This is a genomic window from Mesorhizobium sp. M1182 (genome assembly GCF_040318335.1).
Lineage (GTDB): Bacteria > Pseudomonadota > Alphaproteobacteria > Rhizobiales > Rhizobiaceae > Mesorhizobium.
In genome coordinates this window covers 44,562-69,591 of record NZ_JAMYMD010000024.1, presented here as the reverse complement: position 1 = coordinate 69,591, position 25,030 = coordinate 44,562, and the positions used below count along the sequence as shown (strand labels likewise).

Genomic DNA, 25,030 nt, shown 5'->3' with positions numbered 1-25,030 from the left:
AACTGGAAAGGGAGAATACCTGAATACGCTAGAAGATGCCTCGCGGTTCTACTAGTCGAACGATTGAACAACGGACATCGGCTTCGCCAGCCGCGCGGAGTGGATGCTGGTGGCCTGCGCCTACAATCTGCGGACCACGAATCGGCGACTCTATCGACTCGAAGAGAGGCTGGCCTGAGGAGGAGCGCACCCCAATAATGACGCCTGAACCGGCAAATGCCTGGCAAGGCCCGCGAAAACCGCTCCTCGCGGCTTTAAACAGATCCCGTTTAGCCGGCGAGCGCCCGCAAGACGAGAAAGAGGATGGAGAGGAACAGGGTGGCGAAGGCGCGCCGAGGGAAGACCGGCCGGCGCATTTGCATGGGGATGGAGCTCATGATCAATTCCCCGCCTGTTGCTGCGGCAAAAGATAGCCTGTGGTCGAATGGTCGAGCGCCAGATAACGCGCGGCGACCGCCTTGACCTCGTCGGTGGTGACCTTGCGGACGCGGTCCGGCCTCTCGAGCACGTCCTTCACATTGCCACCGGTGGTGAGCGTCTTGCCATAAATGTTGGCGATATGGTCCAGCTCGTCGTGCGCAAAAATCACCGAGCGGATATAGCGGTCTTTGGCCTTGTCCAGCTCGTCGCTGGTGACGCCATCCTTGGCGATCCGGGCGACTTCGGCAACGGCCGCCGCTTCGAGATCGACGAGCTTTGCATCGCCGCGCGGCGAGCCGGAGATGGTGAAATTGGTGTCGTCTAGCATGGTGCCCTGAAAGGAGGCGCCGGCCGCCGAGGCTATGCCTTGCTTGACGACAAGCTCCTGATATAGCCGGCTGCGGTTACCGCCGCCGAGGATCTCGGCCAGCAGGTCGAGCGCCTCGGCCTCGCCGGGCTCTGCCGTATGATAGGACGGCACCACCCATTGAGTGGAAAAGCTCGGCACCGAAACGCGCGCATCGGTCAGCGTCACTGTGCGCCTGGTGTTCTGCTCCGGCTCGTCCGGGCGGTTGCGCGGGGGCAGGTCCGGCCCGCGCACAACCTTGCCATAGGTCTTCTCGGCCAGCGCCTTGACCGTCTCAGGCTCTACGTCGCCGGCTACCACCAGCACGGCGTTATTCGGTCGGTAGTATTTGTTGTAGATGGTGAATGCGTCGGTGCCGTTCAGCTTCTCCATCTCCTCCATCCAGCCGATGACCGGAATGCGGTAGGGTTGGTTCTGCCGCAACGTCGCGTTGACCTCCTCGTCCAGCAGAGCATGCGGGTTCGTCTCTCTGCGCCAACGGCGCTCCTCCAGGATCACGTCGCGCTCGGTCTTGATATCATCGTCGTTGAGGATGAGGTTGAACATGCGATCGGCCTCGAAGCCCATCATCTCACCCAGCGCCGAGGGCGCCACCGTCTCGAGGAAGGTGGTGTAGTCATAGGCCGTGAAGGCGTTCTTGTAGCCGCCGATGGCTGAGACGGCTCGGTCCAACTCGCCGGCGGCGTGGTTGGTCGTCGCCTTGAACATCAGATGCTTGAGGAAATGGGCAAGGCCGGATTTGCCGGGTGGCTCGTCGGCGCTGCCGATTTTGTACCAGACCATATGAGTGACGATCGGCGCGCGGTGATCGGGGATTACGACCACTTCCATGCCGTTGTCGAGCAGGAAATCCGTCACCTTGCCGCCGTCGGTGGCGGCCAGAGCCGGAGCGGTCGTCACCAGGGCCAGCGCGGTGGCAATGAACGCCCTGCACAGCCAGGGGGACGATCGATGGCTGCGGTTGTGGTGGCTGGTCGAAAGGCAAGGTTCGAGGCAAAGAGATTTGTTCCTCATTTTGATGAAGGCGCTGCGTCCCCGTCTCCCCGCGTGGGAGGATCGGCGGCCAGCGCCGAGCCAGATGAATAAGCTCTTCATGGGACCAAGCCTTACTCGAGCCTCTTCTTTGGATGGACCCAGGAGACCTGCGGCGGTATTTCTTGGTGAGGTGATCATGGGACGGATTCTCCTTGGTCCGCGACGCCTTGCGGATGACCAAGCATGCACCGTGCCAGATCAGAAAACCGTTCGAGGCATGTGGACAGGGCTCTACCATGTTGCGCATCCGACATTGTCGGACATCGGACAGGGCCGAACGCGACGCGCGCGCGGCTGAGAATATCTTCTTCGTTCGGAAGACGATCGGGCGCGCTGCCGGGGAGGGGTACAGGATGCGCTTCGAATGGCCGCTGCACTGACGGTGAGAATGAAGATGTTGGTCACCCCAGCGGAACCCTGTCCTCGACAGCCAGACCGGGTCGATGCTGAAGGGCAGAGGCGTGAGCAGCCCAGCCAACTCGAGCGCGGAGCCTGCTCGGATCTGATCCAAAAATCGGCGAGTTGGGCGATATACGCGAGGCGCGGGAAAACGAAGATCGTAGGACTCGGGCGGGAAAAAACGATGCGGTCGCGCGCTTCTGGCGTAATGCGCCTGCCGCGAGGCCGTTGAGCCTGATGAGTTGCTGCGGGAAAGGGGAGTGTTTGCGCGGGACCTTGGTCAAACGTAAGAAACAACCGTCGAGCTCGCCGTAGAAGGGCATGCAGGCACGTCTGTCGCTGGAGGACAGCAGCACGGAAGCTGTCCGCGCTTGCCGTCGTCGCTGGGTACCAAACAGGAGAATTTGGCGGTCGCGGTCGAATTCATCTGCGCAAATACCGACTGGCTGTGCTCGGTTTGCCGGCGAACAGATTTTGCCTTCTTTGCGGCTGCAAACGCATCCCTGGCGGCGTGGTCCCTTAGGTCAAGAGCATCGGGTGAGTAACAGCCTGATCCTGCTCAATCTGATACGCGCCAACCGCCTCGCCGGATTGTGGAACCGCTCGCGGGTAGCTTCTACCACAAACAGCAAGGTCATGAAATCAAGTAGGAAGTCGTCGATCGCTTGGGCGATTGTTTCTGACTTGCCCTTGAACTGGTCCAGCAAAACGCGCGCGTTATCGATCGCTTCCACGCTGGTGGCATCGATCAACCCCTCGACCCTCTTGAAACAATCCAATTCGAAACTCCTTCAAGCGCTTGCCAAGCCGTTATGCACGAAGGTAGCTCCGTCAACTACCCGGCCTTTGACCTGGCGGCACGAGCAGCGGTCGGCCTTACGTCCCGTGCCTCCAAGCACCAGCCCTAGACGTGGCGCTGAGGAGCGTTGGAAGGATCGGGCGCTTCCGGCCATGCTCGAGCGGTAGTGTAGGACAGTGCTTGCTGGCGACTACGGCCAAAATGGAGTGCGCCAGCTGATCGGGGCTTAACAATTTTTCGCTTTTTGCTGCGCCCAAGTCTCGGCTATGAGTCAGGCAGGCCTAATGGCCTGCCCGACGTTGCAATTGTTAAGGAGGAACACGTATATGCCTACTGGAACGGTAAAGTGGTTCAACAGCACCAAGGGGTTTGGATTTATCCAGCCCGACAATGGCGGTCCGGATGTTTTCGTCCACATTTCCGCTGTCGAACGCGCGGGCCTCTCGACCCTCGCTGACGGCCAGAAGATCAACTATGAGATCGAGCAGGATCGCCGCACCGGCAAATCCTCCGCTGCCAGCCTCAGCAAAGCTGGTTGAAATTTTCTCCTGCGTCCTGGCAAGAGTGGGCGCGTAGGTCCGGAGGTCCTCACGGCCGCTCGATAGGAGCGAGCAAAAACTGAGGGCAGCAGATTGCTGCAGGCGTCGCGAATTCCTCATGAAACAAAAAAGGAAGGCGGGGTTGGCCCCGCCTTTTTGTGACGATATGACGCGCAGATTAAGCCGATGGCTGCAACGCTCCAGAACGGATCTCCATTGCCGAAATCAAGCCGCGACCTTCTTGCGGGTTCGCTTCGTCGGCGCCGGCTCCGGCGCTTCCGGCGCTTTCGGTTTGCGGCCGAGCCCCATTGTCTTGGCCAATGACGAGCGCGCCGCGGCGTAGTTCGGCGCGACCATGGGATAATCCGCCGACAGGCCCCATTTGGCCCGATATCCATCCGGCGTCAGCCCATAGTGGGTCGACAGATGGCGCTTTAGCGATTTGAATTTCTTCCCGTCCTCAAGGGAGATGATGTAGTCCGGTGTCACCGACTTCCTGATCGGGACTGCAGGCGTAAGGGCAACCGGCTCTTTTGCAGAGACACCTTCCGCCGTCCCTTTCAGAGCCGCGTGCACTTGGCCGATGAGGGCAGGGAGATCCCCCACCGGGATCGGATTGTTGGAGACATAGGCTGAGACGACATCGGCCGTGAGCTCGATGAGGGTGTTGATGTTTTTTTCGGCTTCTTCTGTCATGAAACTCTCCAGGCGGCGTGAAACACAGTCGGCGAAGCGTCGCTTCATAGTGGCGGTCTCCGCTGAAAGCAACCAAGGTCTCGACAGGATTATTGCGATGCTCGTCCAGCGAGATCTATGGCGCAGTATCGCGCCGTCATGACCGTTGATGCGTTCCGTTGTTGGCGACCTGCCGCGGTGCTTGCGCATTTTCAGGCGCGTCTCGGCCGTAAGCTTTGCGCCAAAATGACCAGTAATCTCGAAACGAAGCGGGCTATTCCTGTTTCGCCATTCTCTTTTTGGCTGTGAAATCCATGGCAGAGCAGTGGCCGCTTCCTGGTGGCGCGTGGAGGAACTATCAAGCGTTGATTCGCAATGGTCGAAACGATCTAGATTCATCCGGTGAGCCGCTCTTGCAGCAGGATGTTAGGGATTGACCCGCTGGCAAACCGAGGACATCACGCCGCTGCTTTGCTATTGAACCGCTATCGCTGTGACAACACATTCCGCAATGGTGGGCGGGTGTAGAGGAGGCGCCTGTTCACGCAAAACTAGCGGTTTCAGCAGGTCGGGAGGAACGAATGAGCTCAGGGACTTTCAGCAGCCCACTTTTCGTAAGGCGTGCAGCGCACATCGTGCAAGAGATTGCCAGTCCTGCGGATGCTATCGATTTTCTCAACGAATGGCCAGAAGATCGCAGAGACCGGATCTACGAAGCCGCCCTCAGGGCGTGCTTTGATGCATACAACGGACGAAAACCTGCGAGCGCAGCGCGCAAGGCTGTTTTCCGCTTTGCGAAACAGGTCGCCATATTGGAAGATGCAACCTCGGCGATGCAATGGCTCGCTGCCTGCATGTCGGGCAGTGGAAAAGCGCAAGTATAGGCGCCGCAGTCGTGTGTGAGGCTGGAGCGGGTACGCCGACGAGGTTATTGTGTCGAGATTTCGCCGGCATCTGGAGCGTAGTGTAGCGAACAAACAATATTTTGCGGCGCTATGGCGATGTTAATCATCTTGTTGTGTTGTAAATCAGCTTCTCGCGATAGGATTGCAACGCCTCCGGTGTGAAAATCACTGCGTGGGACTTGGTTCTCAAATTCATGATGGTAAATTGCCGTGTAGTTATTGCAAAGAAGTTTTCCCATTGAAGCAAGATGATAAACGAAGCCAAAATTGTGCTCCGTCGTCTGCCAATATTCGCTCGATGGAGGCTATAGGCCTCACAAGCCAATCAAAACAGCTACTCGGGCGCCCTTTGAAATTGTGTAATTTTGCTCACCCGAAACGGCCCTCTACAGTCGAAATAAGATCGTCCCGCAAAGGTGCTACGAGACACTATCGCGGATCGATTTGGGCCCACGTCGATCTGACGAAGGCAGGCGGAAGTCGAGCAGGACCTGCTGCGGAACAGATAACCGGCCCCAAACCGAATCTGACACGGTGGCGGCCCCGATTTCTTCATAGTTGAAGGCGCAGAGAGAACCGAAGCACGGCTCCGGCGCCGCCGCTTGCCGAGCAGCGATCCTCCGCCTCCCTGAAATCCAGTCGAGAAGAGCGTTCAATTCCGGGACAGTCCAACCTCTGCCGCAAAAACAGGTGTCAGACCACCCGGTCCTCTCCCGCAACTGATCTAGCGCAGGGCGTTCATGAGCCGCATATCCCAGAGTGGCTGCGTGCACGACGCAGCGAGATCATTTATGAAAATCCTATTCAGTACGATGGCTGTCCCCTTGCTGACGGCCACCGCCTTTGCTGCGGATTGGATCCCCGCAGACCTCAGAGAAACGGCAATGGCCACTTTCAAGGCTTTGCCATCCACCACGCCGGCAGTCGCCAACAACCCGATCACCCCGGAGAAGATCGCTCTCGGCAAGGCACTGTTCTTCGATCCACGCGTCTCGGCGTCAGGCGTCTTGTCGTGCAACTCGTGCCACAACCTGGCCACCGGCGGCGACGACAATCAAGAAACCTCGATCGGCCATGGTTGGCAGAAGGGACCGCGCAACGCGCCGACTGTACTGAACGCTGTCTTCAACATCGCCCAGTTCTGGGATGGTCGTGCCGAAGACCTGAAGGCTCAGGCGAAGGGACCGGTCCAAGCCGGGATCGAAATGGCCAATACACCGGGCCAAGTCATCGCCACGCTCAAGTCCATGCCGCAATATGTCGAGTGGTTCGATGCAGCTTTTCCGGCTGAAGCCGATCGGGTCACCTTCGACAACCTCGCCAAGGCAATCGAAGCCTTCGAGGCGACACTGGTCACGCCGGCCCCCTTCGACAGCTTCCTGAATGGCGATGACGCCGCCATGACTTCCGAACAGAAACAGGGCCTGGCGCTTTTCATGGACAAAGGCTGCTCGTCCTGCCATGGCGGTATCAACGTTGGTGGGGAAGCCTATTACCCATTCGGCCTCGTGGAACAGCCCAGCGCCGAGGTCCTGCCGGAAAAAGACAAGGGCCGATTTGCGGTCACCAATACTGCCGACGATTCCTATGTTTTCCGCGTGGCGCCGCTGCGCAACGTTGCACTCACCGCGCCATACTTTCATTCGGGCAAGGTTTGGGATCTGAAACAGGCCGTTGCCATCATGGGAACCACCCAGCTTGGCGTGGTACTGGCGGACGAAGAAGTCGACCTGCTTGTTGCCTTCCTCAACTCGCTGACCGGAAAGGCACCCGAGGTCGCCTATCCCATCTTACCCGCCGAAACGGCGACAACACCCCGGCCTACAACGCAGATCTTAGGAAAATAAACGGCCAGCTGACTGCGGAACATCGCAATTGACAATGATTGCGACTTTTACTGGACGAGACGAGTCGCGACGTCCATGAGAACGCAAATGGCTCGTTTCCAAAGTGCAGACACTGCTTCCGTCACCAGCTCGTTGCGATGGAAACATGTTTGGGATCTGGCGTGCGACATGCCAAGGAAGGCGTCTGACGCATGAGGCTCGCGCGCTGTCGATACCGCGCGGCGGCCGGCCATCGCGCTGGCGGCCGAATTGCCGCGCGCCGAAGTGATCGGCCCCCTTAGGGCGAAGGGGCAGCCACTCCGTCCTCCATGTCCAGCGATTCTTCGACTGCTTCCGGATTCCGGGCGATGGTCCAAAGGAGAGTATTCACCGCTGCATCCGGTTTCAAGCGACCTTGCTCCCAGTTTCGAAGCGTTGCCAGATCGAGGCCATACCTCGCGGAGAATGCCTCCTGAGAGAGCTTCGTGCGATCGCGGACTTCGCGAACACTTATCGGCCGCGGCGCATGAACCTTCGCGATCACGCCTGCGGACGACAGTTCATTCTTGAGTGCCAATAGGTCGTCGACGCAAGGAACCGTCACGAACGCCTTGCCGTGATCGACCATCTCCGTGAGTATCGCGTGGGCCGTCCTGAGCGGCAGCTGTCTCTTAACGAGAATCCGGGCGGCCTCAGGAGTATTCGCGCCGTGAAGAAAACTGAGGCTCAGTCGGACGGGAGAGCCTGACGACACCGGGACGACGTCCCGGGTTCGCACCCGTTGTCCGTACCGCTCCAGAATATCGATTTAGTCGACATTAAGCTTCTCCGCGATCACTCGACCGAGCTTGCGCAATTTGGACCATCCCCACTGGAGGCATCGCGATAAAAGTACGCCAAACGACGCTAAGGGAGAACAAGCAGTGACTGATTTCGTTCGACGCTCGTTTTCGAGAGCCGTTCTGGGTCGTTCGCAATCAACTGTGTAGGCCAGCGGAGCGAGCAAGGAGCGCCAGATCCGGACAGGGCTGAGTGGGGTGTTTCTCGGTGGGGCCATGCCCTAAGGGACACGAGATGTAGTGGATTCGTCGATCCGCGCTGTTTCGATTCGCGCACCCGGGCACAACGCTTGGATAAGTCCCATCAGATGCTCTCCGATGGCCGTCATCTGTTTAGCTGACATTGGGCCGAGGGCTTCCAGCACGAGCCACATGGCGCGGGTATCGACCGTGACCATGGTGCGCCGCCCCTGCCGCCAGTTCCAGCGGCGGCACGTGACACCGGCATCATCGCACCAGATGACTTCGCCCGGTTCGGGATGCTCGGTTACCATTTCACCTTGCTGGATCGTGTCGAATGGCTCCGCTCCCTTCGCAATTAAAAGTCTCGGGACCCCCTGGTAGAGATCGAGATCTTCCCCGCCAATCGGAACGCCATACAACACGCTGACGACATTGTAGGCATCAACCAGTGGGGAAATCCGCGGGAGAGAGCCATCTTTCCGCACCCGCTTGAGAAGCGCGGCGGCCGAGCACGGCATTCGATTGGCCTTTGTGCCGAAAGCCTCGTAGGCAACGGCCCACGCCGCAAGATGCGCGTCCCTTTGGGCGTCATCGCGAAGCGCCGCCTGTTCCGCCGCCGCAATCGTGTCGTTCAACGCCTGTGCATCCGGCACGTCGATTTCAGCGTTCCGCACCACAATGCTGATCAGATGAAAATCCGGGTAGCGGGCCTTGATCTCGGGGTCAATCAAGGGCGTGAAAGACATGGGAAGCTCTTTTCTCATGGGGAGGCTTTGCGCTGCGGGTCGTTCGGGAAATGTTTGAAGAAAGGTGCTTGTCGAGCGTCCAGATCTTCTGGCATCGGCATGGTGCATGCCGCACCATGCGCTGGATAATTCCATCATTCGGCCGTGGACAAGGCCTGGTAGAGATCGTCGATTATGTCTTGCGGGTGCTCGAGCCCGCTCGGCCGGCAATAAGCTGCGCCTCCGCTAGCTCCTCCATTTCATAGGAGGCAGCAGGCGCGATATGGATGTGAAGCAGCTTTCCTTGCCAGGTCATGCATCGCTCTCGGAAATTTGTCTCGCACGAAAATCTGCCGCCAAACTGGCCTGATCAACAGCACCAGTTGCATGGCGTATTCCCAGTCCAGTTGGCTTTGCAACGAAATGCGGTTCAGCCCAAGGGTCGGTTTCCTCGCCAGCACGCCACGTCCCCGCCGTTTTAGCCACCGTGTCCCGGCAACGCGTCTTGCACCTGCTTGACAACCGCTCGCAGGATCTCAACGCCCTTCTCGATCTGCCGAATGCTCAAGGCGGCATAGCCCATGACAAGCCCCACGCGATCGATGTGGCCTTCGTCCGATTGCCGCTCGTAAAGGGGCGAGATCAGGTGCAGCCCCAGGCCCGCGCCTCGGGCGGCTTCGACCAGGGTCGTTTCCCGCGATCGCGGCAGTTCGTCGAACCAAACGACGACGTGCAGACCGGCCTCTGCTCCCTGGACAGCGATGCGATCGCCGAAGCTGCGCCGCAAGGCGCCCAACAACGTCTCCCGACGCTCGCCGTTCAGCCTGCGCACGCGCCGCACATGGCTTTCGTAGCCGCCACTCTCGATTAAAGAGGCCAGAGCCTCCTGTTCAGCTACCGGCGAATGCCGGTCCGTGAATTGTTTGGCGGTTGCGAAGACCTCCTGCAATTCCGGCGGGACGACGAGGTAGCCGATACGCAGCATCGGCGAGAGCGTTTTGGAGATCGTGCCGAGGTAGATGACAGCCCCGTGGTCCGCGAGACTGTGCAGCGGAGGGACCGGATTGATGTCGTAGCGATATTCGCTGTCGTAGTCGTCCTCGATCACGTAGGCATTGTTGTGCCGCGCCCATTCCAGAAGCTGGTGGCGGCGCGTGATCGGCATGACGCCGCCCAACGGAAACTGATGCGATGGCGTGACATAGGCCAGTCGTGCACCAATCCCCGCCAGCAACTCCGTCTTCATCCCGTCCTCGTCGACGGTGACGGGGACGGGCGAGGCGCCTGTGCTGGCAAAGACCTGACGCGCCATCCTGTAGCACGGATCCTCTATGACGAAGCTGTCGGCGGGATCGAGAAGCAGGCGCGCGCACAGATCGAGGCCCTGCTGCGAACCGTTGACGATGATGATCTGCTCGAGGTCGCAGCTCAGGGTTCGGGCGCGCCAGAGATAGCCCTGCAACGCTTGGCGCAGCCGGCGCGAGCCGCGAGGATCGTCATAGGCAAGACGCAACGGGCGCTGCCCCATCGCCTCGTTCATCGCACGTTTCCAGACCAATGCGGGGAAGTCTGACGGCGCCAGGTCGCCATAGCGGAAATCGACCTTCAGTCCAGTCGGCAGATAATCCGGCCAGGGCGGCGTGACGCGCAGTCGTTCGCCATAGGCGGACAGATGAACCGGGCCGACTCGTTTCGCGACAGTGCGGCTCGTCTCAGGACCGATCAGCGAGGATGCAACGCGAGGTCGTGCGCCTTGACGGACTTCGATGAAACCTTCCGCGGTCAGTTGCTCATAGGCGACCGTCACCGTCGTTCGCGAAACCCCAAGGTTATTTGCGAGGCCTCGGGAGGACGGCAGCTGACTACCGGTTTCATAGACGCCGCCGAGGATTTGCTCGCGAAGAGCCTCGTAGATCTGGCGTGCACCCATCGCGTGCGTGCGACCTGCAGAACCGGCACTTGAAGACTGGACCATTTCATTCATCGCCAACTGGATATTTCACATTGGCCAGTTTGCCGTCAATCTTTCGGAAACCCAAGCAAGATCTTAGAGGCCGAATGACCCGCTCCTATCAATCGGAAACCGATGCTCTCACGCGGTCGCTCAACGACACCGGTCCCGGATTCGCCACTCGGGCGATCCATCATGGCTACGATCCCGCCGGCTTTTCCAATGCCGTTCAGCCGCCAGTCTTCTTGACCTCGACCTATGGATTCGAAAGCGTGGCAACGAACGAGGCCGCCGCCGCGCTTGGCGGAAGGCTCTATGCGCGCGAATACAATCCGACGACGGAGATCCTCGAGCAACGGCTCGCCAATCTGGAAGGAGCCGAGGCAGGTGTGGTCGTTGCCTCGGGGATGGCGGCTTTCGGGACGCTGATCCTGTCGCTCCTGTCCCAAGGCGATGAACTCATCGTCCACAGGACGCTTTATGCGAACACGCTTGCCATGGTCGAACAGGCGGTCCCCCGCTTCGGCATCAAGGTCGTCGCCGTCGACCTGTCCGATCCTCACAATCTCGATGCCGCGATCACCGAGCGGACCCGGCTTGTTTTCTTCGAGACGCCGGTGAATCCGCTGAGCCGCATCCTCGACATCGCTGCCATTGCCGAGCGCGCCCACGCGCGCGGTGTAAAGATTGCAGTCGACAGCACCTTCGCCTCCCCCGCGCTCCAGCGGCCGCTCGAACATGGGGCAGACCTCGTGCTCCACTCGCTGACCAAATACATCAATGGGCACGGCGATGCCCTTGGCGGGGCGATTCTCGGCGACGCGCAAACGCTCCGCACGCTGCACGAAACGGGCCTGCGCTACATCACCGGCGCAGCGCTCTCGCCCATGTCAGCCTTCCTGATCCTGCGCGGTCTGAAGACGCTCACGCTGCGCATGGAACGGCACAGCGCCACTGCCCTTGCGGTGGCTCAGGCGCTCGAGGCGCACCCGGCGGTGGCATGGGTGAGTTATCCCTTCCTCGACTCGCACCCTGATCAGGTGACGGCGCAAAAGCAGATGTCCCAAGGGTCGGGCATGTTGGCCTTTGGCCTCCACGCTGGGTTCGAGGGCGCGCGGCGGATGATGGACCGGCTCAACCTGATCACCCGGGCTGTCAGCCTCGGCGATGCCGACAGCCTCATCTATCATCCGGCAAGCCTGACCCGTGCTCGTCAGCCGATCCGCAAGGATGCGCATCTGGCCGATGGAGTCGGCGAGGACCTCATGCGTCTCTCGGTGGGTCTTGAAGACGTCGATGACCTAATCGCCGACCTGCGGCGGGCTCTGGACGCCTTGTGATGACCTGTCGTCCGGCCAGTCCTGCGCTCACGCACAAACCTGGAGCCTTGCCATGGCATTCCTGAGCGGTCTTTCCGCGTTTCCCATCACGCCCGCCGATCGTGACGGCCGCGTCGATACCGTTGCTCTGCGCAGGCTGATTACTCGGCTTGGCGCCGCTCAGGTCGACTCCATCGGTCTTCTCGGCAGCACCGGCACCTACATGTATCTGACGCGCGAGGAACGGCGACGGGCGCTCGCCGAGACCTTGGACGAAACCGGGGGACAAATGCCGGTCGTGGTGGGTGTGGGCGCGCTGCGCACCGACGAAGCAGTGAGGCTCGCGCAGGACGCTAAGGCCCTTGGGGCTGCCGCGGGGTTGCTTGCCGCCGCCTCTTACACCCCGCTCACTGATGACGAGGTGTTCGAACATTTCTCCACGGTGGCGCGCGAAAGTGGCCTTCCGATCGTCATCTACGACAATCCAGGAACGACGCATTTCCGTTTCACCCCAGCACTCGTCAGCCGCCTGGCAAACGTGCGGGGGATCGTCGCTATCAAGAATCCGACAGACAAGGGCGATGCGATCAAGAGCCATCTGGCCGACCAGAGGCGCACTGTGCCGGAAGGGTTCTCGATCGGCTACAGCGGCGACTGGAACGCCGCAGAGGCCATGATCGCCGGCGCCGACACATGGTACAGCGTCCTCGCCGGCATCCTGCCCGAGGTCTGCGTGAAGATCGTCACGGCGGCGCAACAGGGCGATGCGGCCGAAGCGCGACGGATCGATGCCACGCTTGCGCCGCTCTGGAGCCTCTTCAAGGAGTTCTCGAGCCTTCGCGTCGTCTATGCACTTGCCGAATTGCTCGAGATTTGCCGTGCCGACCCCCCGCGTCCCATCCTGCCTCTGCCCTCAGCAGCGAAGCGCCAGATCGCCGCCGCGTTGGAACGCTTGCCATCGGATGTCAACCGGTGAATAGCGAACCCGGCGGCCAGTGAAAGGACTATCATGTATGTACCCGCGCATTTCGATGAACCGAGCCGAGAAGTCCTCTACGAACTGATCGAGAACAGTGCACTTGGCATGCTGATAACCCATGGCCGGAGCGGTCTCGACGCCAATCACATCCCCTTCGAACTCGACACGTCACAGGGAGAAAACGGTACCCTTTACTCCTGCGCGATTAATACACGTGCCGAAGGAAAGTGCACATTCTCACTCGAGTGACTTATTTCAAAGGATGTGATCGCGTTTTGGCACATTCACAGCCGACATGCGGCAGCCGGTAACTCACCACATGGTGAGCAACCAGGAAACCTTCCGGCCTACACTTTCTCCCGGAGCGCGCGTGCTGCAGCAACCATGTTCATGAGGGCAGGGCGGACCTCCTCCCACTTGCGGGTTTTGAGGCCACAGTCCGGGTTTACCCACAGTTGGGCATCGGACAGTCGCTCGCGGGCAAGCATGACGAGATCCGAAATCTCGCCGACTTCCGGGACCCGTGGTGAGTGAATGTCGTAGACTCCGGGCCCGATTTCATTCGGATATTTGGAGCTCGTGAAGGCGTCCAGCAGTTCCATTTTCGAGCGCGACGTCTCAATCGAAATGACATCCGCATCCATTTCAGCGATCGCGTCGATGATCTCGTTGAACTCCGAATAGCACATGTGGGTATGGATTTGAGTCGCGTCCTTTACACCCGTTGAAGCGATCCGGAAGCATTCGACAGCCCAGTCGAGATAGTCGTTCCAATCAGACTGGCGCAGTGGCAATCCTTCGCGAAACGCGGCCTCATCGATCTGGATCATCCTTGCGCCGGACCATTCGAGATCCGTCACTTCGTCGCGGATGGCGAGCGCGATCTGGCGGCATGCTTCGGAGCGGGGTACGTCGTCGCGAACAAATGACCAGTTGAGAATGGTCACTGGGCCTGTGAGCATTCCCTTCACAGGGTTTTCCGTAAGCGACTGGGCGAACTGCCACCAGCGCAGCGTCATCGGATTGGGCCTCGATACGTCGCCGAAGATGATGGGGGGGCGCACGTAACGCGACCCATAGCTCTGCACCCAGGCATGCTGGGTGAAGGCGAAGCCGGACAGCTGCTCGCCGAAATGCTGTACCATGTCGTTTCGTTCGAACTCACCGTGCACCAGCACGTCCAGCCCGATCTCTTCCTGCCAGCGAATTGCAGCCTCGATCTCCTTCTTCAGGAAGGTCTCGTAGTCGACATAGCTCAGCTGGCCCTTCGCATGAGCGGCCCGCGCCCTGCGTACCTGCGGCGTCTGCGGGAAGGACCCGATGGTCGTCGTCGGGAACGGCGGCAGCCCGAGCGTGCCGGCCTGGACTCTGGAGCGCTCGGCAAAAGCGCTCTCTCGTCGCTTCATGCTGTCGTCAATGCTGGCGATCCGCCCCTCAACCAGCGGGTCATGGATCTTCGTGGATGTCACGCGAGTGGCGGCAGCCTCGGCAGACGCTTTCAACGCGCCTGCCACCGCATCCCTGCCTTGGGACAGGGCCCGGGCAAGCAACACCAACTCGTCGGTCTTCTGGGCCGCGAAGGCGAGCCACGACCTGATGTCCGCGTCGAGTTCCGTCTCCATGCGGAGGTCGATCGGCACATGCAGCATCGAGCAAGAAGGCGCGATCTCGACGCGGTCCAAGGGCCAGCCGGCGACGATCGGTTTGATGCGGTCGAGAATGGCGGGCAGGTTCGCACGCCAGACGTTGCGGCCATCGATCAAGCCAAGCGAGAGCACCAGATCCTTCGGTGCGAGCCGACCCACCGTTTCCAGCTGCTCGGGAGCGCGCACGAGATCAATATGCAGCCCGGCCAGGGGCAGAGAAACCGCGGTTTCGAGATTGTCTCCCAGCGGCCCGAAATAGGTAGCCAGCATGATCTTCAGCTCGGGCGCGGCTTTCGACAGCTGGCCATAGGCGAATTCGAACGCAGCTCGTTCGTTCGGGTTCAGATCGAGGACAAGCGCTGGCTCATCGATCTGCACCCAATCGGCGCCCGACAGCTTCAAGCTCCGCAGGAGTTGCTCGTAGACGGGCAGAAGCCGTGGTAGGAGCGCGATGGGATCGAAGCCTTCGGCAGGCGATTTAGCCAGCTTGAGGAAGGTGACCGGTCCAAGGATGACTGGGCGTGTGTGAATGCCGAGGGCTTTAGCCTCGAGGAAGTAATCAACCGGCTTCGTCGACGAAAGAGCGAACGTCTGATCATCGTCTAGTTCCGGCACAATGTAGTGATAGTTGGTGTCAAACCACTTGGTCATTTCCATCGCGGCTACGCCAGGCCGATGAGCCGCATGCTGGTGACCACCGTGCCCACAATCCTCCGTCTGACCTTGGTTGCCGCGCGCCATAGCGAAGTAGATGTCGAGTGGGACCTCGCCGCCATTCCAGCCGTAACGGGACGGAAGGGCGCCGACCATGGCTGCGGTGTCGAGCACATGGTCGTAAAGCGAGAAGTCGTTCGACGGGATTTTCGACACGCCGCGATCGCGTTGCTCCTCCCAGCTAGCGGCACGGAGCGCCTTCGCCGTCGTGAGAAGGTCGGCAGCGGACGATTTTCCGGACCAGTAGCTTTCAAGCGCGAATTTCAGTTCTCGCCGACGACCGAAGCGGGGCACGCCGAGCGTTGCTACAGGAATTTGCTGAGAGACAGTCATGCCAGACCCCGATGGTTGGGGCGTCGGTGACAAGGAAGGCGCTAGCAGGCCGGCACGAACGCCAGGCTGCAGCGGCCACCGAGACACCCCGCCCGTGGACGTAATTCGCCGTGGCAGGTCTCCTGGCTCGCGGGGTCATAGCCTCTACCCGTCTTCCCAAGGCTATTCGCCTCAGTGACATGAGTGGGGTTGGCTCGCCGCTAACAGTTGCGGGGGCAGCGCCGGCATCGCACCGGCTTCCCTCTTAGCTCCGCTGCGGCAGCGCCGTACGGAGAACCACGACGCGGGAGACAATTACAGCAGTTCGCTTCTTTGTCAACGCCGCATAAAGAAATGTTTATGTCGTTATGTGAAATTTCCGTTGGCATGTTCCAAAGGTCGCCTCGAAAGCGAAAACTGTGGAAGCCTTGAGCGGCCGGTAAATCAAAGCAATGACGCACGGCGCCCTTGTCCAGGAGGATAGGAGTTCGTCGGCTGCCGGCAGCAAACATACCGGCAAGCGCCGTGGTGCTGCTTAGCGCATCATGCGAACCACCTCGGCGTCGAACTTCGGCTCCGAGGTTTCGACCGCTTCGTTGGTGATCTGCTCGCGACCATATTCGGCTCAATGGCGAGGCTGTTGCCCATGTGGAAGCTGTTGGCCGTGATGCCCTCGGTGATATGACACAACGATTTCGGGGGGAGCACACCGAGGCCAGGCGCAGCGGCGTGTTGCGAAGTGATCGAGGCCAATGTCTCGAACTGCTTGTTCGCAGCCCACCGGCTCAAGGTAACCCGGCTCAAACCACCGGGCCAGCTCAAGTCCTGTCCAAATGAGGCCTGAGCGGCAAATCGTCGTGCACGCGCACGGTTTGGCGTTCGATCTTGTGATGCGTCTTGGGCGGACAATCGCCACGGTGCAGCGCGCAGAAGCGGTCCCCAATTGGGAAGCCGAGGGCGGTGAGGGCAAGCCAGCGCCACAGGCGGAAGGGGACTTGGACCTGTTTGCCCTGCTGGACCACAAGTTCGCGACACAGGGCCTCAAGGAGAAGACCAAGAGCGATTATGCGCGGGACCTCGCCAAATTCATCAAAAGCAGCGGGCAGTCAAAGTTCGGCGCCGATTAACATGGAGATAGCCATCGCGGCGGACCGCCCAGGCGGACCGCAAGCCGGAATACAACCGGGTGCAGGCGGCCAAGCTCGTCCACAAGATGGCGTCGGGCACACACCGGCGATGGGAGAGCGGACCGCGGAGTGCAGGAACTTCACGCCTATCCACGCTCCCGTGGACGTGTCCTGCGGCACATCGGCAGCGATATTGAGGAGGCAGTTGAGCTTCTGGTCGAGCACTCTTACCTGCCACTACCTACGCTTAACGTCATCTCGTACTGAAAACGCACCACGCAAGGTCGAGATGTAACATGCGCCCTTCGTGGATGGTTCTAAGCTTCCTCGGGCGCGGTCAATCTGTGATAACGGTCGCTTGGAACCTCCATCACCGCGACGCGATCAAGGTTGGCGTATCGCGCTCGGTAGTAACCTTCTTCCTCCACTTCGGCGAAACTACACTGGGGAACGTGAAAGGTCGCAGCTTCCAATCCGAAGAAAGTCGTAGCGGTTTCTTCATCCAAGAAGTTCCACTCATCTTCTCCGTCGTCATATGTGACGCGAACATAGGAGGCCATGCGCACGGCTTCCTGATCACCCATCTCTGCGATGATGGCATCGCATTCTTTCTTCAGCTTTCCTGAAACCTCACCCTTATCCCAGTCATCCAAAGCCCGATAGATTTCTGGATGATAATACTCTGGCATCTCCTCTACATCGTCACCGATAAGCTCAATGGTGCGGACATATTGCGGATTTATCAAGAGTATTTTGTTGTCAAGGCTCCAACAATACAGCCATGGCCTGCTTGTGTTATTTCTACGTAGATTATGAAGTTCCTTCAACTGACGTAAAATCGATTCACGCGCCTTTTCATCGATAGGATATTGGCGGCTGCCAACAGTCGTCTTGATTCTGAGCGTGCCGTATCGCGTTTCGGCATCGGCAATTGCAAACGGGCTCGTGCGCCACTCCTCGACATCAATCTTCCAGCCCAGCAGCTCCTCGACCGTGCATTTCAACGTGAGACAAAGGTCCTTGATCTGCTCGATGTTCAACTGCGTTTTGCCTGTTTCCCAACGGGCCACAGTCTGTTGCGTCGTTGCCATCTGCTCTGCCAAATCTTTTTGAGTCATGCCCAGTCGAACCCTAAGCTCTTTCATGTTCATAACTCACCTCGCGTGTTCAACACACGCATTGCGGATGAATTAATCTAACACGTCAAGCGTGTTCAAAAATCGCAGCATGTGTTTTTAGGGCGTCTTCGAGGCTCCGGCAGCCGTTCGTGACCACTTGCGCAAGACACAGGGCTGGTACACAGCACGAATGGGCGATCAAAAATTACTGCTGCGATGCTCGTCATCAGCCAAGCTGCCGCCGCACCTTCCACTAGGGTGCCAAGGTTCGAAATGAGTGCAGCCGACCATAGCGAACGGAAGGTCTTGTGCTCAAAAGGAACGAGTGAAGATGTTCTCTTCGCCATTGTGGGAAGCCTCGGGATTGACCGCGGGGCTGGATTTGTTTCGCCTCACTCAACCATGGCCTCGCCGTACAAGCCAAGCTGCCACAGTGCGCGCCTGCTAGCCCAGAAAACTTGGCGGCCTTACAGGCATGCGCAGGACGCGCGAAGCCGCTCAACTCCCCCAGATGGGTCAGCCATCGAAGACCGGCATCACTTGCCCGTTGAGCGGCTATACGATAATGCTCCGCGCTAAGCAGGAAGCGCCAAAAATTCGAGCGGCGACTTCATTCTCCTATTCAGGAAGGAACTATGAGGCGGCAGACGCGACCATTCACCGTGGAAGTCAAACAAAAGCGCAATTATCAAAAATCCGCACGTTCCATCTGGGGCAATTTCGATATCGCCGCGGCGATGGCCGAGACAACAAAGGAAGTCGAGCCGTTAAATCGTCAGCTTGTTGACTCTACTGTAGTGGTCCTTGATGCTGAACCTTTGCACGAACCGCGAGTGGAGCATTTCATGGCCAATCCTCTGGAAACCGAGTCAGCAGTAGTTAGCGAACCGGCAGACAAAACGGAAACGCCAAAACCGAAGGCGAGAGCGCGGCGGTCGAGGAAGGCAGAAGCTGAGGCGAGCTCGCCTGCCCGCAAGAACGGCGCCAAGCCGATATCCGCGGCCACTGAAGCACCGCCGTCAGCGCGAACAGGCCGAAAGAGCTACTCCGCGAAGGATCGTGCCCAGAAGCTGGCGCAGATCGAGACCTCGATCGGCGGCGGCGCTACTCTCAAGAGTGCGGTGAAGCAAGCCGGCATCTCGGAACAGACATATTATCTTTGGAAGAAGGCGGCGGCGCCGGCGGCGGACAGTGACGGGCTGAAGGATCTCGTCGCGCTCGAGGAAGAAAACAAGCGGCTAAAGAGCCTGCTTGCCGATCGTCTCCGCAAGGAGAATGCGGAACTGAAGAAAAGGCTCGGGCTGGATTAAGAAGGGTGGGCAGCTGGTTCTTGGCTCCCCACCTACAGCAATACCGCCTGCTCGGCCTCTCGGCGCAGATTCTGCCTTGGCCTTGGGCCGATCTGCTGGATGACCAGCCCGGCCGCTAGCGAGCCGAGATCGCCGCAATCCTTGAGGCTGCGGCCTTGCGTGTAGCCGTAGAGGAAGCCGGCGGCATAGAGGTCGCCGGCGCCTGTCGTGTCGACCAGCTCGCGGATCCTGGTCGCATTGATGGTCACGGTCTCGTCGCCGCGCACGATCACCGAGCCCTTTTCCGAGCGGGTAACGGCGGCGATCTTGCAATCCTTGCGGATCTGGGCCAGCGCCTCGTCGAAAGACGCGGTCTGGTAGAGCGACTTGATCTCGTGACTGTTGGCAAAGACGATATCGACGGTGCCGGAGCGCATCAGATCGAGGAATTCGTCGCGGTAGCGGTCGACGCAGAACGAGTCCGACAATGTCATCGACACTTCGCGCCCGGCGGCATGGGCGAGCTTCGCCGTCTGCCGGATCGCCTCCTTGGCGCGCGGCGGGTCCCACAGATAGCCCTCGAAATAGGTGACGGCGGCGCCCGACGCCTTGTCGGCCTCGACGTCCTCCGGGCCGAGCTCGACGCAAGCGCCGAGATAGGTGTTCATCGAGCGCTCGCCGTCGGGCGTGACGAAGATCATCGAGCGCGCTGTCGGCGGTTCGCCGTTAAGCGGCCTGGTGTCGAAGGCGACGCCCTGGGCATGGATGTCATGCGCGTAGATTTCGCCGAGCGCGTCGTTGGAGACCTTGCCGAAGAAGGCGGCGCGACCGCCGAAGGAGGCCACGCCCGCCGCCGTGTTGCCGGCGCTGCCGCCCGAGGCTTCAATGGCCGGGCCCATGCGGCTGTAGAGCAGTTCGGCGCGCCTCGTGTCGATCAAATTCATTGCGCCCTTGATGATGCCGTTGGTCTCCAGGAACGCCTCGTCGCACTGGGCGATGATGTCGACGATGGCATTTCCGATACAAAGCACGTCATAGTCCGGCATCAATTCATGTCTCCGCCAAAAACCCACCGGCTTTCTGCCACGCCGGGCGCGGGCGGGTTGGCCAGTGCGAATGGGCTTTCCGCTTGCCAATCCGTTCGGCGCCAGCCCCTCACGGGGCGGCAAGTCCTGCCTCGCGACGCAATTCGTCGGCCCTGTCTGTCTTCTCCCAGGTGAAGTCAGACTCTTCACGGCCGAAATGGCCATAGGTCGCGGTCTTGCGGTATATAGGGCGTAAGAGATCAAGCATCTTGATAATGCCCTTCGGTCTGAGATCAAACAACTCAAGAATGAGGCGCTCGATCCTTCTTTCCTCAACCCTCGCTGTCCCGAACGTGTTGATCATGACAGAAACCGGACTGGCCACGCCGATTGCGTAAGCAAGCTGCACCTCGCAGACGTCCGCAAGTCCGCTAGCGACGATATTCTTTGCGACATACCGGGCGGCATAGGCAGCTGAGCGGTCAACCTTGGACGGGTCCTTGCCCGAAAAAGCGCCGCCGCCGTGACGACCCATCCCACCATACGAATCGACGATGATCTTGCGTCCAGTGAGACCGCAGTCGCCGCGCGGCCCGCCGACTACGAACCTCCCCGTCGGGTTGACCAGAATTCTGATGCCTTCCGTCTCCAGGTGGGTCGGCAGGACAGGCTTTATGATTTCCTCAATGACGCCCTCGCGGACCGTCTCTTGCGAGACCTGCTCGTCATGTTGGGTCGATACGACGATGGTATCCAGGGCGACCGGGCGCAACCCCTCATAGCGCACTGAGACTTGGGATTTCATGTCAGGACGCAACCAGCCAAGCTGTCGTGCTTTCCGGACATCTGCCTGTCGTTTCGTCAAGCGATGAGCGAGCTGGATCGGCAAAGGCATCAAGGTATCGGTTTCGCGGCATGCGTAGCCGAACATAAGGCCCTGATCTCCCGCTCCCTGCTGGAGGTCCTGCCCTCGTCCCTCGTCAACGCCCTGGCTAATGTCGGGCGATTGCTCGGTGAGTGCATGAACGACGGAGCAACGCCGGCCGTCAAAGCCGACGGCCTCATCGTCGTATCCAATATCGAGAATCGTATCGCGCGCAACTTGGCTATAATCCACCCGCGCATCGCTGGTAATCTCGCCAGCCAGAACGACTATCCCTGATTTTACCAACGCTTCACAGGCGACGCGCGCCTTGGGATCGGTGCGGAGGATGGCATCGAGGATGGCATCCGAGATGTTGTCGGCCAACTTATCCGGGTGTCCCGCGCCAACCGATTCGGAAGAGAACACGAACTGCCTAGCCATGAAATGCCTCGTTTTGGGTGTTGGAGTTGTATGGGGCATTTTGCTTAGCCCACCTTACCTGTTGGTGATGCCCGGGACCTCGAACGCAGCGCACAAATCGGCAACGTCTCTTCGCACGCAGGCATGGAGATCTTCGTCATCAGGCCGCCGGAGGACGCAGTCAATGAAGCCAGCAATTTGCACCATTTCCACATCGCGCATGCCCATGGACGTCACTGCTGGCGACCCCAAGCGAATTCCGCTTGTGACCGCCGGATCCCGCGGGTCGCCAGGCACCATTTAAAGTTCGTAATGATGCCTGCCTTCGCTAACCGCTCGGCATAGGCCTTGCCTGATAGTGGTCGATCGCGAAGATCAAGGATCAGCATGTGATTGTCAGTGCCCCCGGTGACCAGGTCATAACCTCGGTCCAGAAGCGCGTGGGCCAGAGGCCGCCAAGCGAGACCGTCCGCAAGTGTCGGGCGGCGCGATGGCGCCGTCGGCGGAGTTGTCCATGGTGGTTTCGCGCTCCAATTGGATCTATTTCACGGTCAAGCATGCGATCCCCTTCGACGGCGCGTCTTGTGTCGCTTCGAGCCGTTGAAGGTCTCGTTTGTGATAGCCATCGCCGTGGGGCAGGAGATCAACCAACAACTGAACCAGCCCGCCGTCCTTACCTGCTGCTTTGAGATGGTACGAGCACCACGGGCGTTGTTCGTTGCAGTAAAGAAAGTCGGCTCTGGCCAGCAGCCGGACGTGTCGTACAACGTGCTCACGACGCAGACCCAGAATCTCCGCTAGCTGGCAGACAGTTAGGTCCGCGTGCGCGCAAAGACCTAGGATTCGAAGGCGATCTAAATGCGCTGCCGTCCGTAGGCGACTGACCAGTGTCAGCATTGGTCAGGACCAAGCCACTTGGAAAGCCTGGGCACTCGTCCTACTGAATTTGTCATTTCGCGTTCTCCACAGATGTTGCGGCTTTCGAACCAAATTATATGGTTGATTGTCCATCGACCGGACAATGTCGGTGGCCGTGAAGATACTGTTTTGAGCCGATATTGCTGTGTCGAACAAACAAGATGGGCGCTCTTCTTGCCATTGCCTTTAGCCGAAATTGCACGCAGTTCGGCGGGTCGGAGAATAAGCGGCGCGACGGTTTGGACCCCACTGACCTCAGACGTTGCAATAAGCCTACCATTCACAGCGAACCGGAGTTGCTAAGAGTCTATGAATTTCCTTGAAGGATCTGTTGCAACGTTTGCCCAGCCCGCTCGTGCTCCCGGTTTGCAGCGGTCAATCTCGAGCAGACTGACCGTGATGCAAAGATGACAAAGAAGGTTCCCTTTCAATCCGATCTTCTTCCGGCGCCAAGGGATACGGCCTGTTCCCGTGTAGTAAAGCGTAGTGAGAAGATTCCATGTGCGGTCAGCTTGATCCTGGATTTTACGCTCGCTGGACTGCTTGATTTTGCGGGGAATGGTGACCCTATCGTCCAGCACGTCCTCCCAAACGAGCTGAGCTCAAGGAGGCTCATGCCGTCGAATGGTGAGATTTTGCGGGGCTCATCGGCTTTGAAATATGTGTCGATCAAGTGCCGCATATCAGCCTCGTAGGCCTTCAGATCGAGGCTTTCGTTGCTGGCCAGACGCACAGTGTCCCGCGCATTCAGGTAATGCTCGACCTGTTTCTTGATGCGGGCAACGTGGGCGTTGTTGTAGCCTGCGGCATCCATTTCATCCGCGATATTAGCATACGCCCGCAGCAGCCCTGCGGTTGCCTTGTACAGGGCCGCGCGCTGAGGTTCGCGCTCTTTAAGGTCTGACGCGATTTCGGTGTTGCCGCAGAAGAAGTGGATGTATTCCAGTTCTCCTTTCGGCGGCTCCACACGCTCGCAAAGCAGGACAATGCGTTCCAGGGCTTGATCGAGACGTTCTTTTCCTTTTTCAGACGGTCCTTGAGCAGCACATCCGGAGCCGGCCCGTCGTCGGAATGATCAAGTTCCGACGTATAGACCGCGATCGCATTCTCAACCTTTCTTGAACAGGCCCTTGTAGGCGACGATATAACCGAAATCCTTGTCCTCGCCGTCAAGCCGATTGGTCCGGCAAATCGCTTGGAACAGGCCGTGGTCCTGCATAGACGTGTCTATGTAGACATAGGTGCAGGGTGGCGCATCGAAAGCTGTGAGCAGCTTGTCGACGACCACCAGCAGCTTCATGTTCGCCGGCTCCTTGGTGAAAAGAGCCTTGGCCGCCTCCTCGTACACCTCGGTTTTGGACAAACCGCCCATGGCCTCAACGCCCTTCAGCAACTCGGTGTAGGTGTTGTAAATGACCTGCCGGTCGATATCGGTGTTGGCGCCCGTCTCTTCCTTTGTGATGTCCTGCGCATTCGGATTGTACGATGTGATCAGGGCGCACTTGTTGCGGAACGGGGTCTTTTGAAAAAGCTCGAAGTGCTTGCAGGCTTGGTAGATGTTGGAGGCCACGAGAATTGCGTTGCCGCGTTCGCTTGACAGGCGGGGCTTCACGCTGAAATCGAAGACGTGCCGCTGACGACACGATCCATGCGGGATCGCGAGCTAAGCACGTTTTACATCGTGCCCCATTTCTTTTTTAGCTCATCCCTTTGCCAGTCATTCAGGGCCTTGGTTTTGGCATCGAACCACTGATCAATTTGTCCTCTGAACCCAGGCGCTGGTCGATATCGCGTGCTTCATAAAAAACGAGGTCGAGAACGACTTCGTCCTCCACCGCCTCGCTGAATTTGTAGGTGTGGATGATGTATCCCTTGCGCACAAGGTTGCGCCGGAGTTCGGCTTCGGCGTTGCCGCGGAAGAGAACGCCGTGCGGCAGAATGCAGGCGCCCTTACCGGCGCTCTTCAGCGACCGGACGATGTGTAGCAGGTAGGCGTAATCGCCCTGCTTGGCGGGCGGTACGCCGAAACGACTTAAAGCGATCAGCTCATCATGAAGCGGGTCAAGCCCGGTGCTCCAGCGCTTGTCGCTGAAGGGCGGATTGGCGACGACGTAATCAAAGGTCTTGAGCGCATCGCCGTCGCGGAATTTGGGATCGGTGAGGGTGTTGCCCTGCATGATCATCGCGGTGGGTGCGTTGTGCAGGATCATGTTCATGCGCGCGAGACCGCTGGTGGCCGAATCCTTCTCCTGCCCGTAGAGCGTGACATTGGTCCCGGCCTCGTCGGCCACTTTCAGCAGCAGCGATCCCGATCCGCAGGTCGGGTCGTAGACGGTGGTGTCGCCGCTGGTCTTGGCGGACCGAATGCCGATGATCTGCGCCATGATGCGGCTGACTTCGGCGGGGGTGTAGAACTGGCCTTTGCTCTTTCCGCTCTCAGTCGCGAAATGGCGCATCAGATATTCGTCGGCATCGCCGAGAATGTCGTCGCCATCGGCGCTCGTTGCTGCCGAACTGGTAACGTCCGGTCATCAGCACATCCGGGGCCATGTCGCCGGGGCATCGCTGCCCCCATATTCTTCCGCGGCCTTGCGGAATAGCCGCCATAACATCCTTTGGAATATCGCTTCTTTTC

22 protein-coding genes, 2 pseudogenes and 1 riboswitch are annotated in these 25,030 nt (G+C 59.4%); of the genes and pseudogenes, 8 read left to right on the top strand and 16 right to left on the bottom strand.

Features of this window, described 5'->3' with window-relative positions:
- Window positions 1-379: 379 nt before the first annotated feature.
- Together NKH33_RS23715 and NKH33_RS23710 are read right to left on the bottom strand one after the other, a co-directional pair.
- Window positions 380-1,801 (bottom strand): M16 family metallopeptidase, encoded by a 1,422-nt coding sequence (locus tag NKH33_RS23715; protein WP_352921720.1) that lies wholly within the window; start codon window positions 1,799-1,801, stop codon window positions 380-382.
- 944 nt (window positions 1,802-2,745) lie between these two features.
- A complete protein-coding gene (locus NKH33_RS23710; RefSeq protein WP_352473851.1) occupies window positions 2,746-2,973 on the bottom strand; it encodes a hypothetical protein in 228 nt (75 codons plus the stop codon).
- A 373-nt stretch (window positions 2,974-3,346) separates the two neighbouring features.
- Here NKH33_RS23710 and NKH33_RS23705 point away from each other — a divergent pair, with 373 nt between their 5' ends.
- Window positions 3,347-3,559, top strand: a complete 213-nt coding sequence (locus NKH33_RS23705) for a cold-shock protein (RefSeq protein ID WP_352921718.1) — start codon at window positions 3,347-3,349, stop codon at window positions 3,557-3,559.
- A gap of 225 nt (window positions 3,560-3,784) precedes the next feature.
- Here the strand turns inward: NKH33_RS23705 and NKH33_RS23700 are convergent, their stop codons facing one another.
- A complete protein-coding gene (locus NKH33_RS23700) occupies window positions 3,785-4,255 on the bottom strand; it encodes a Ros/MucR family transcriptional regulator (RefSeq protein WP_352452644.1) in 471 nt (156 codons plus the stop codon).
- 560 nt (window positions 4,256-4,815) lie between these two features.
- Between NKH33_RS23700 and NKH33_RS23695 the strand changes: the two genes are divergently transcribed.
- Both NKH33_RS23695 and NKH33_RS23690 read left to right on the top strand, forming a co-directional pair.
- Complete coding sequence (locus NKH33_RS23695; protein ID WP_352452612.1) at window positions 4,816-5,118, top strand: DUF982 domain-containing protein; 303 nt, start codon at window positions 4,816-4,818, stop codon at window positions 5,116-5,118.
- An 812-nt stretch (window positions 5,119-5,930) separates the two neighbouring features.
- Window positions 5,931-6,986 carry a cytochrome-c peroxidase gene (locus NKH33_RS23690; protein WP_352921716.1) on the top strand — a complete coding sequence of 352 codons (1,056 nt, stop codon included), beginning with the start codon at window positions 5,931-5,933 and terminating at the stop codon, window positions 6,984-6,986.
- Between the two features lie 277 nt (window positions 6,987-7,263).
- Here the strand turns inward: NKH33_RS23690 and NKH33_RS23685 are convergent, their stop codons facing one another.
- The 4 genes and pseudogenes from NKH33_RS23685 to pdxR all read right to left on the bottom strand — a co-directional run bounded on the left by NKH33_RS23685 (window position 7,264) and on the right by pdxR (window position 10,696).
- Window positions 7,264-7,593: a helix-turn-helix domain-containing protein gene (locus NKH33_RS23685; protein WP_352921714.1), complete on the bottom strand. Its 330-nt coding sequence runs from the start codon at window positions 7,591-7,593 to the stop codon at window positions 7,264-7,266.
- Between the two features lie 432 nt (window positions 7,594-8,025).
- Window positions 8,026-8,733, bottom strand: coding sequence for a B3/B4 domain-containing protein (locus NKH33_RS23680; protein WP_352921712.1), 708 nt, complete (start codon window positions 8,731-8,733; stop codon window positions 8,026-8,028).
- Between the two features lie 199 nt (window positions 8,734-8,932).
- A pseudogene (locus NKH33_RS23675) lies at window positions 8,933-9,028 on the bottom strand (MOSC domain-containing protein); the annotation flags it as partial.
- 162 nt (window positions 9,029-9,190) lie between these two features.
- On the bottom strand, window positions 9,191-10,696 hold the full coding sequence (gene pdxR / locus NKH33_RS23670; protein WP_352921746.1) for a MocR-like pyridoxine biosynthesis transcription factor PdxR: 1,506 nt from the start codon (window positions 10,694-10,696) through the stop codon (window positions 9,191-9,193).
- Between the two features lie 74 nt (window positions 10,697-10,770).
- Between pdxR and NKH33_RS23665 the strand changes: the two genes are divergently transcribed.
- The 3 genes from NKH33_RS23665 to NKH33_RS23655 are packed head-to-tail and all read left to right on the top strand — an operon-like array spanning window position 10,771 to window position 13,210.
- Window positions 10,771-12,003, top strand: coding sequence for a trans-sulfuration enzyme family protein (locus NKH33_RS23665; RefSeq protein ID WP_352921710.1), 1,233 nt, complete (start codon window positions 10,771-10,773; stop codon window positions 12,001-12,003).
- Between the two features lie 52 nt (window positions 12,004-12,055).
- Window positions 12,056-12,958, top strand: coding sequence for a dihydrodipicolinate synthase family protein (locus tag NKH33_RS23660; RefSeq protein WP_352921708.1), 903 nt, complete (start codon window positions 12,056-12,058; stop codon window positions 12,956-12,958).
- Window positions 12,959-12,991: 33 nt separating this feature from the next.
- Window positions 12,992-13,210 carry an FMN-binding negative transcriptional regulator gene (locus NKH33_RS23655; protein WP_352517525.1) on the top strand — a complete coding sequence of 73 codons (219 nt, stop codon included), beginning with the start codon at window positions 12,992-12,994 and terminating at the stop codon, window positions 13,208-13,210.
- A 98-nt stretch (window positions 13,211-13,308) separates the two neighbouring features.
- On the opposite strand, the gene metE is transcribed toward NKH33_RS23655, so the two are convergent.
- A complete protein-coding gene (gene metE / locus NKH33_RS23650) occupies window positions 13,309-15,654 on the bottom strand; it encodes a 5-methyltetrahydropteroyltriglutamate--homocysteine S-methyltransferase (protein WP_352700372.1) in 2,346 nt (781 codons plus the stop codon).
- Between the two features lie 95 nt (window positions 15,655-15,749).
- Window positions 15,750-15,950: riboswitch (cobalamin riboswitch) on the bottom strand.
- 555 nt (window positions 15,951-16,505) lie between these two features.
- Here metE and NKH33_RS23645 point away from each other — a divergent pair.
- A complete protein-coding gene (locus tag NKH33_RS23645; protein ID WP_352468275.1) occupies window positions 16,506-16,760 on the top strand; it encodes a hypothetical protein in 255 nt (84 codons plus the stop codon).
- Window positions 16,761-17,077: 317 nt separating this feature from the next.
- Here the strand turns inward: NKH33_RS23645 and NKH33_RS23640 are convergent, their stop codons facing one another.
- Both NKH33_RS23640 and NKH33_RS23635 read right to left on the bottom strand, forming a co-directional pair.
- Complete coding sequence (locus NKH33_RS23640; protein WP_352921706.1) at window positions 17,078-17,911, bottom strand: helix-turn-helix transcriptional regulator; 834 nt, start codon at window positions 17,909-17,911, stop codon at window positions 17,078-17,080.
- Window positions 17,912-17,973: 62 nt separating this feature from the next.
- Window positions 17,974-18,225, bottom strand: a complete 252-nt coding sequence (locus tag NKH33_RS23635) for an MFS transporter (protein ID WP_352458261.1) — start codon at window positions 18,223-18,225, stop codon at window positions 17,974-17,976.
- Between the two features lie 288 nt (window positions 18,226-18,513).
- On the opposite strand from NKH33_RS23635, the gene NKH33_RS23630 reads away from it, so the two are divergent.
- Window positions 18,514-19,188, top strand: a complete 675-nt coding sequence (locus NKH33_RS23630) for a transposase (protein WP_352921704.1) — start codon at window positions 18,514-18,516, stop codon at window positions 19,186-19,188.
- 32 nt (window positions 19,189-19,220) lie between these two features.
- Here NKH33_RS23630 and NKH33_RS23625 read toward each other — a convergent pair whose 3' ends face one another.
- The 6 genes and pseudogenes from NKH33_RS23625 to NKH33_RS23600 form a co-directional block, all read right to left on the bottom strand.
- A complete protein-coding gene (locus tag NKH33_RS23625; protein ID WP_352921702.1) occupies window positions 19,221-20,213 on the bottom strand; it encodes an adenosine kinase in 993 nt (330 codons plus the stop codon).
- Window positions 20,214-20,322: 109 nt separating this feature from the next.
- Window positions 20,323-21,498, bottom strand: a complete 1,176-nt coding sequence (gene metK / locus NKH33_RS23620; protein WP_352921700.1) for a methionine adenosyltransferase — start codon at window positions 21,496-21,498, stop codon at window positions 20,323-20,325.
- A gap of 54 nt (window positions 21,499-21,552) precedes the next feature.
- Window positions 21,553-21,932 (bottom strand): annotated as a pseudogene (gene glyA / locus NKH33_RS23615) (serine hydroxymethyltransferase); the annotation flags it as partial.
- An 890-nt stretch (window positions 21,933-22,822) separates the two neighbouring features.
- Entirely contained in the window at window positions 22,823-23,362 is a 540-nt protein-coding gene (locus tag NKH33_RS23610) for a hypothetical protein (protein WP_352708449.1), read from the bottom strand.
- A gap of 141 nt (window positions 23,363-23,503) precedes the next feature.
- Window positions 23,504-24,007, bottom strand: a complete 504-nt coding sequence (locus tag NKH33_RS23605; RefSeq protein WP_352921698.1) for a type I restriction enzyme subunit R domain-containing protein — start codon at window positions 24,005-24,007, stop codon at window positions 23,504-23,506.
- A 109-nt stretch (window positions 24,008-24,116) separates the two neighbouring features.
- Window positions 24,117-24,878 carry an HsdM family class I SAM-dependent methyltransferase gene (locus tag NKH33_RS23600; RefSeq protein ID WP_352921745.1) on the bottom strand — a complete coding sequence of 254 codons (762 nt, stop codon included), beginning with the start codon at window positions 24,876-24,878 and terminating at the stop codon, window positions 24,117-24,119.
- Window positions 24,879-25,030 lie beyond the last annotated feature (152 nt).

Coding starts and splice junctions, on each gene's coding strand:
- NKH33_RS23715 (WP_352921720.1), bottom strand. CDS start 1,801: ATGAGGAACAAATCTCTTTGCCTCGAACCTTGCCTTTCGACCAGCCAC.
- NKH33_RS23705 (WP_352921718.1), top strand. CDS start 3,347: ATGCCTACTGGAACGGTAAAGTGGTTCAACAGCACCAAGGGGTTTGGA.
- NKH33_RS23700 (WP_352452644.1), bottom strand. CDS start 4,255: ATGACAGAAGAAGCCGAAAAAAACATCAACACCCTCATCGAGCTCACG.
- NKH33_RS23695 (WP_352452612.1), top strand. CDS start 4,816: ATGAGCTCAGGGACTTTCAGCAGCCCACTTTTCGTAAGGCGTGCAGCG.
- NKH33_RS23690 (WP_352921716.1), top strand. CDS start 5,931: ATGAAAATCCTATTCAGTACGATGGCTGTCCCCTTGCTGACGGCCACC.
- NKH33_RS23685 (WP_352921714.1), bottom strand. CDS start 7,593: ATGGTCGATCACGGCAAGGCGTTCGTGACGGTTCCTTGCGTCGACGAC.
- NKH33_RS23680 (WP_352921712.1), bottom strand. CDS start 8,733: ATGTCTTTCACGCCCTTGATTGACCCCGAGATCAAGGCCCGCTACCCG.
- pdxR (WP_352921746.1), bottom strand. CDS start 10,696: ATGAATGAAATGGTCCAGTCTTCAAGTGCCGGTTCTGCAGGTCGCACG.
- NKH33_RS23665 (WP_352921710.1), top strand. CDS start 10,771: ATGACCCGCTCCTATCAATCGGAAACCGATGCTCTCACGCGGTCGCTC.
- NKH33_RS23660 (WP_352921708.1), top strand. CDS start 12,056: ATGGCATTCCTGAGCGGTCTTTCCGCGTTTCCCATCACGCCCGCCGAT.
- NKH33_RS23655 (WP_352517525.1), top strand. CDS start 12,992: ATGTATGTACCCGCGCATTTCGATGAACCGAGCCGAGAAGTCCTCTAC.
- metE (WP_352700372.1), bottom strand. CDS start 15,654: ATGACTGTCTCTCAGCAAATTCCTGTAGCAACGCTCGGCGTGCCCCGC.
- NKH33_RS23640 (WP_352921706.1), bottom strand. CDS start 17,911: ATGAACATGAAAGAGCTTAGGGTTCGACTGGGCATGACTCAAAAAGAT.
- NKH33_RS23635 (WP_352458261.1), bottom strand. CDS start 18,225: ATGGCGAAGAGAACATCTTCACTCGTTCCTTTTGAGCACAAGACCTTC.
- NKH33_RS23630 (WP_352921704.1), top strand. CDS start 18,514: ATGAGGCGGCAGACGCGACCATTCACCGTGGAAGTCAAACAAAAGCGC.
- NKH33_RS23625 (WP_352921702.1), bottom strand. CDS start 20,213: ATGCCGGACTATGACGTGCTTTGTATCGGAAATGCCATCGTCGACATC.
- metK (WP_352921700.1), bottom strand. CDS start 21,498: ATGGCTAGGCAGTTCGTGTTCTCTTCCGAATCGGTTGGCGCGGGACAC.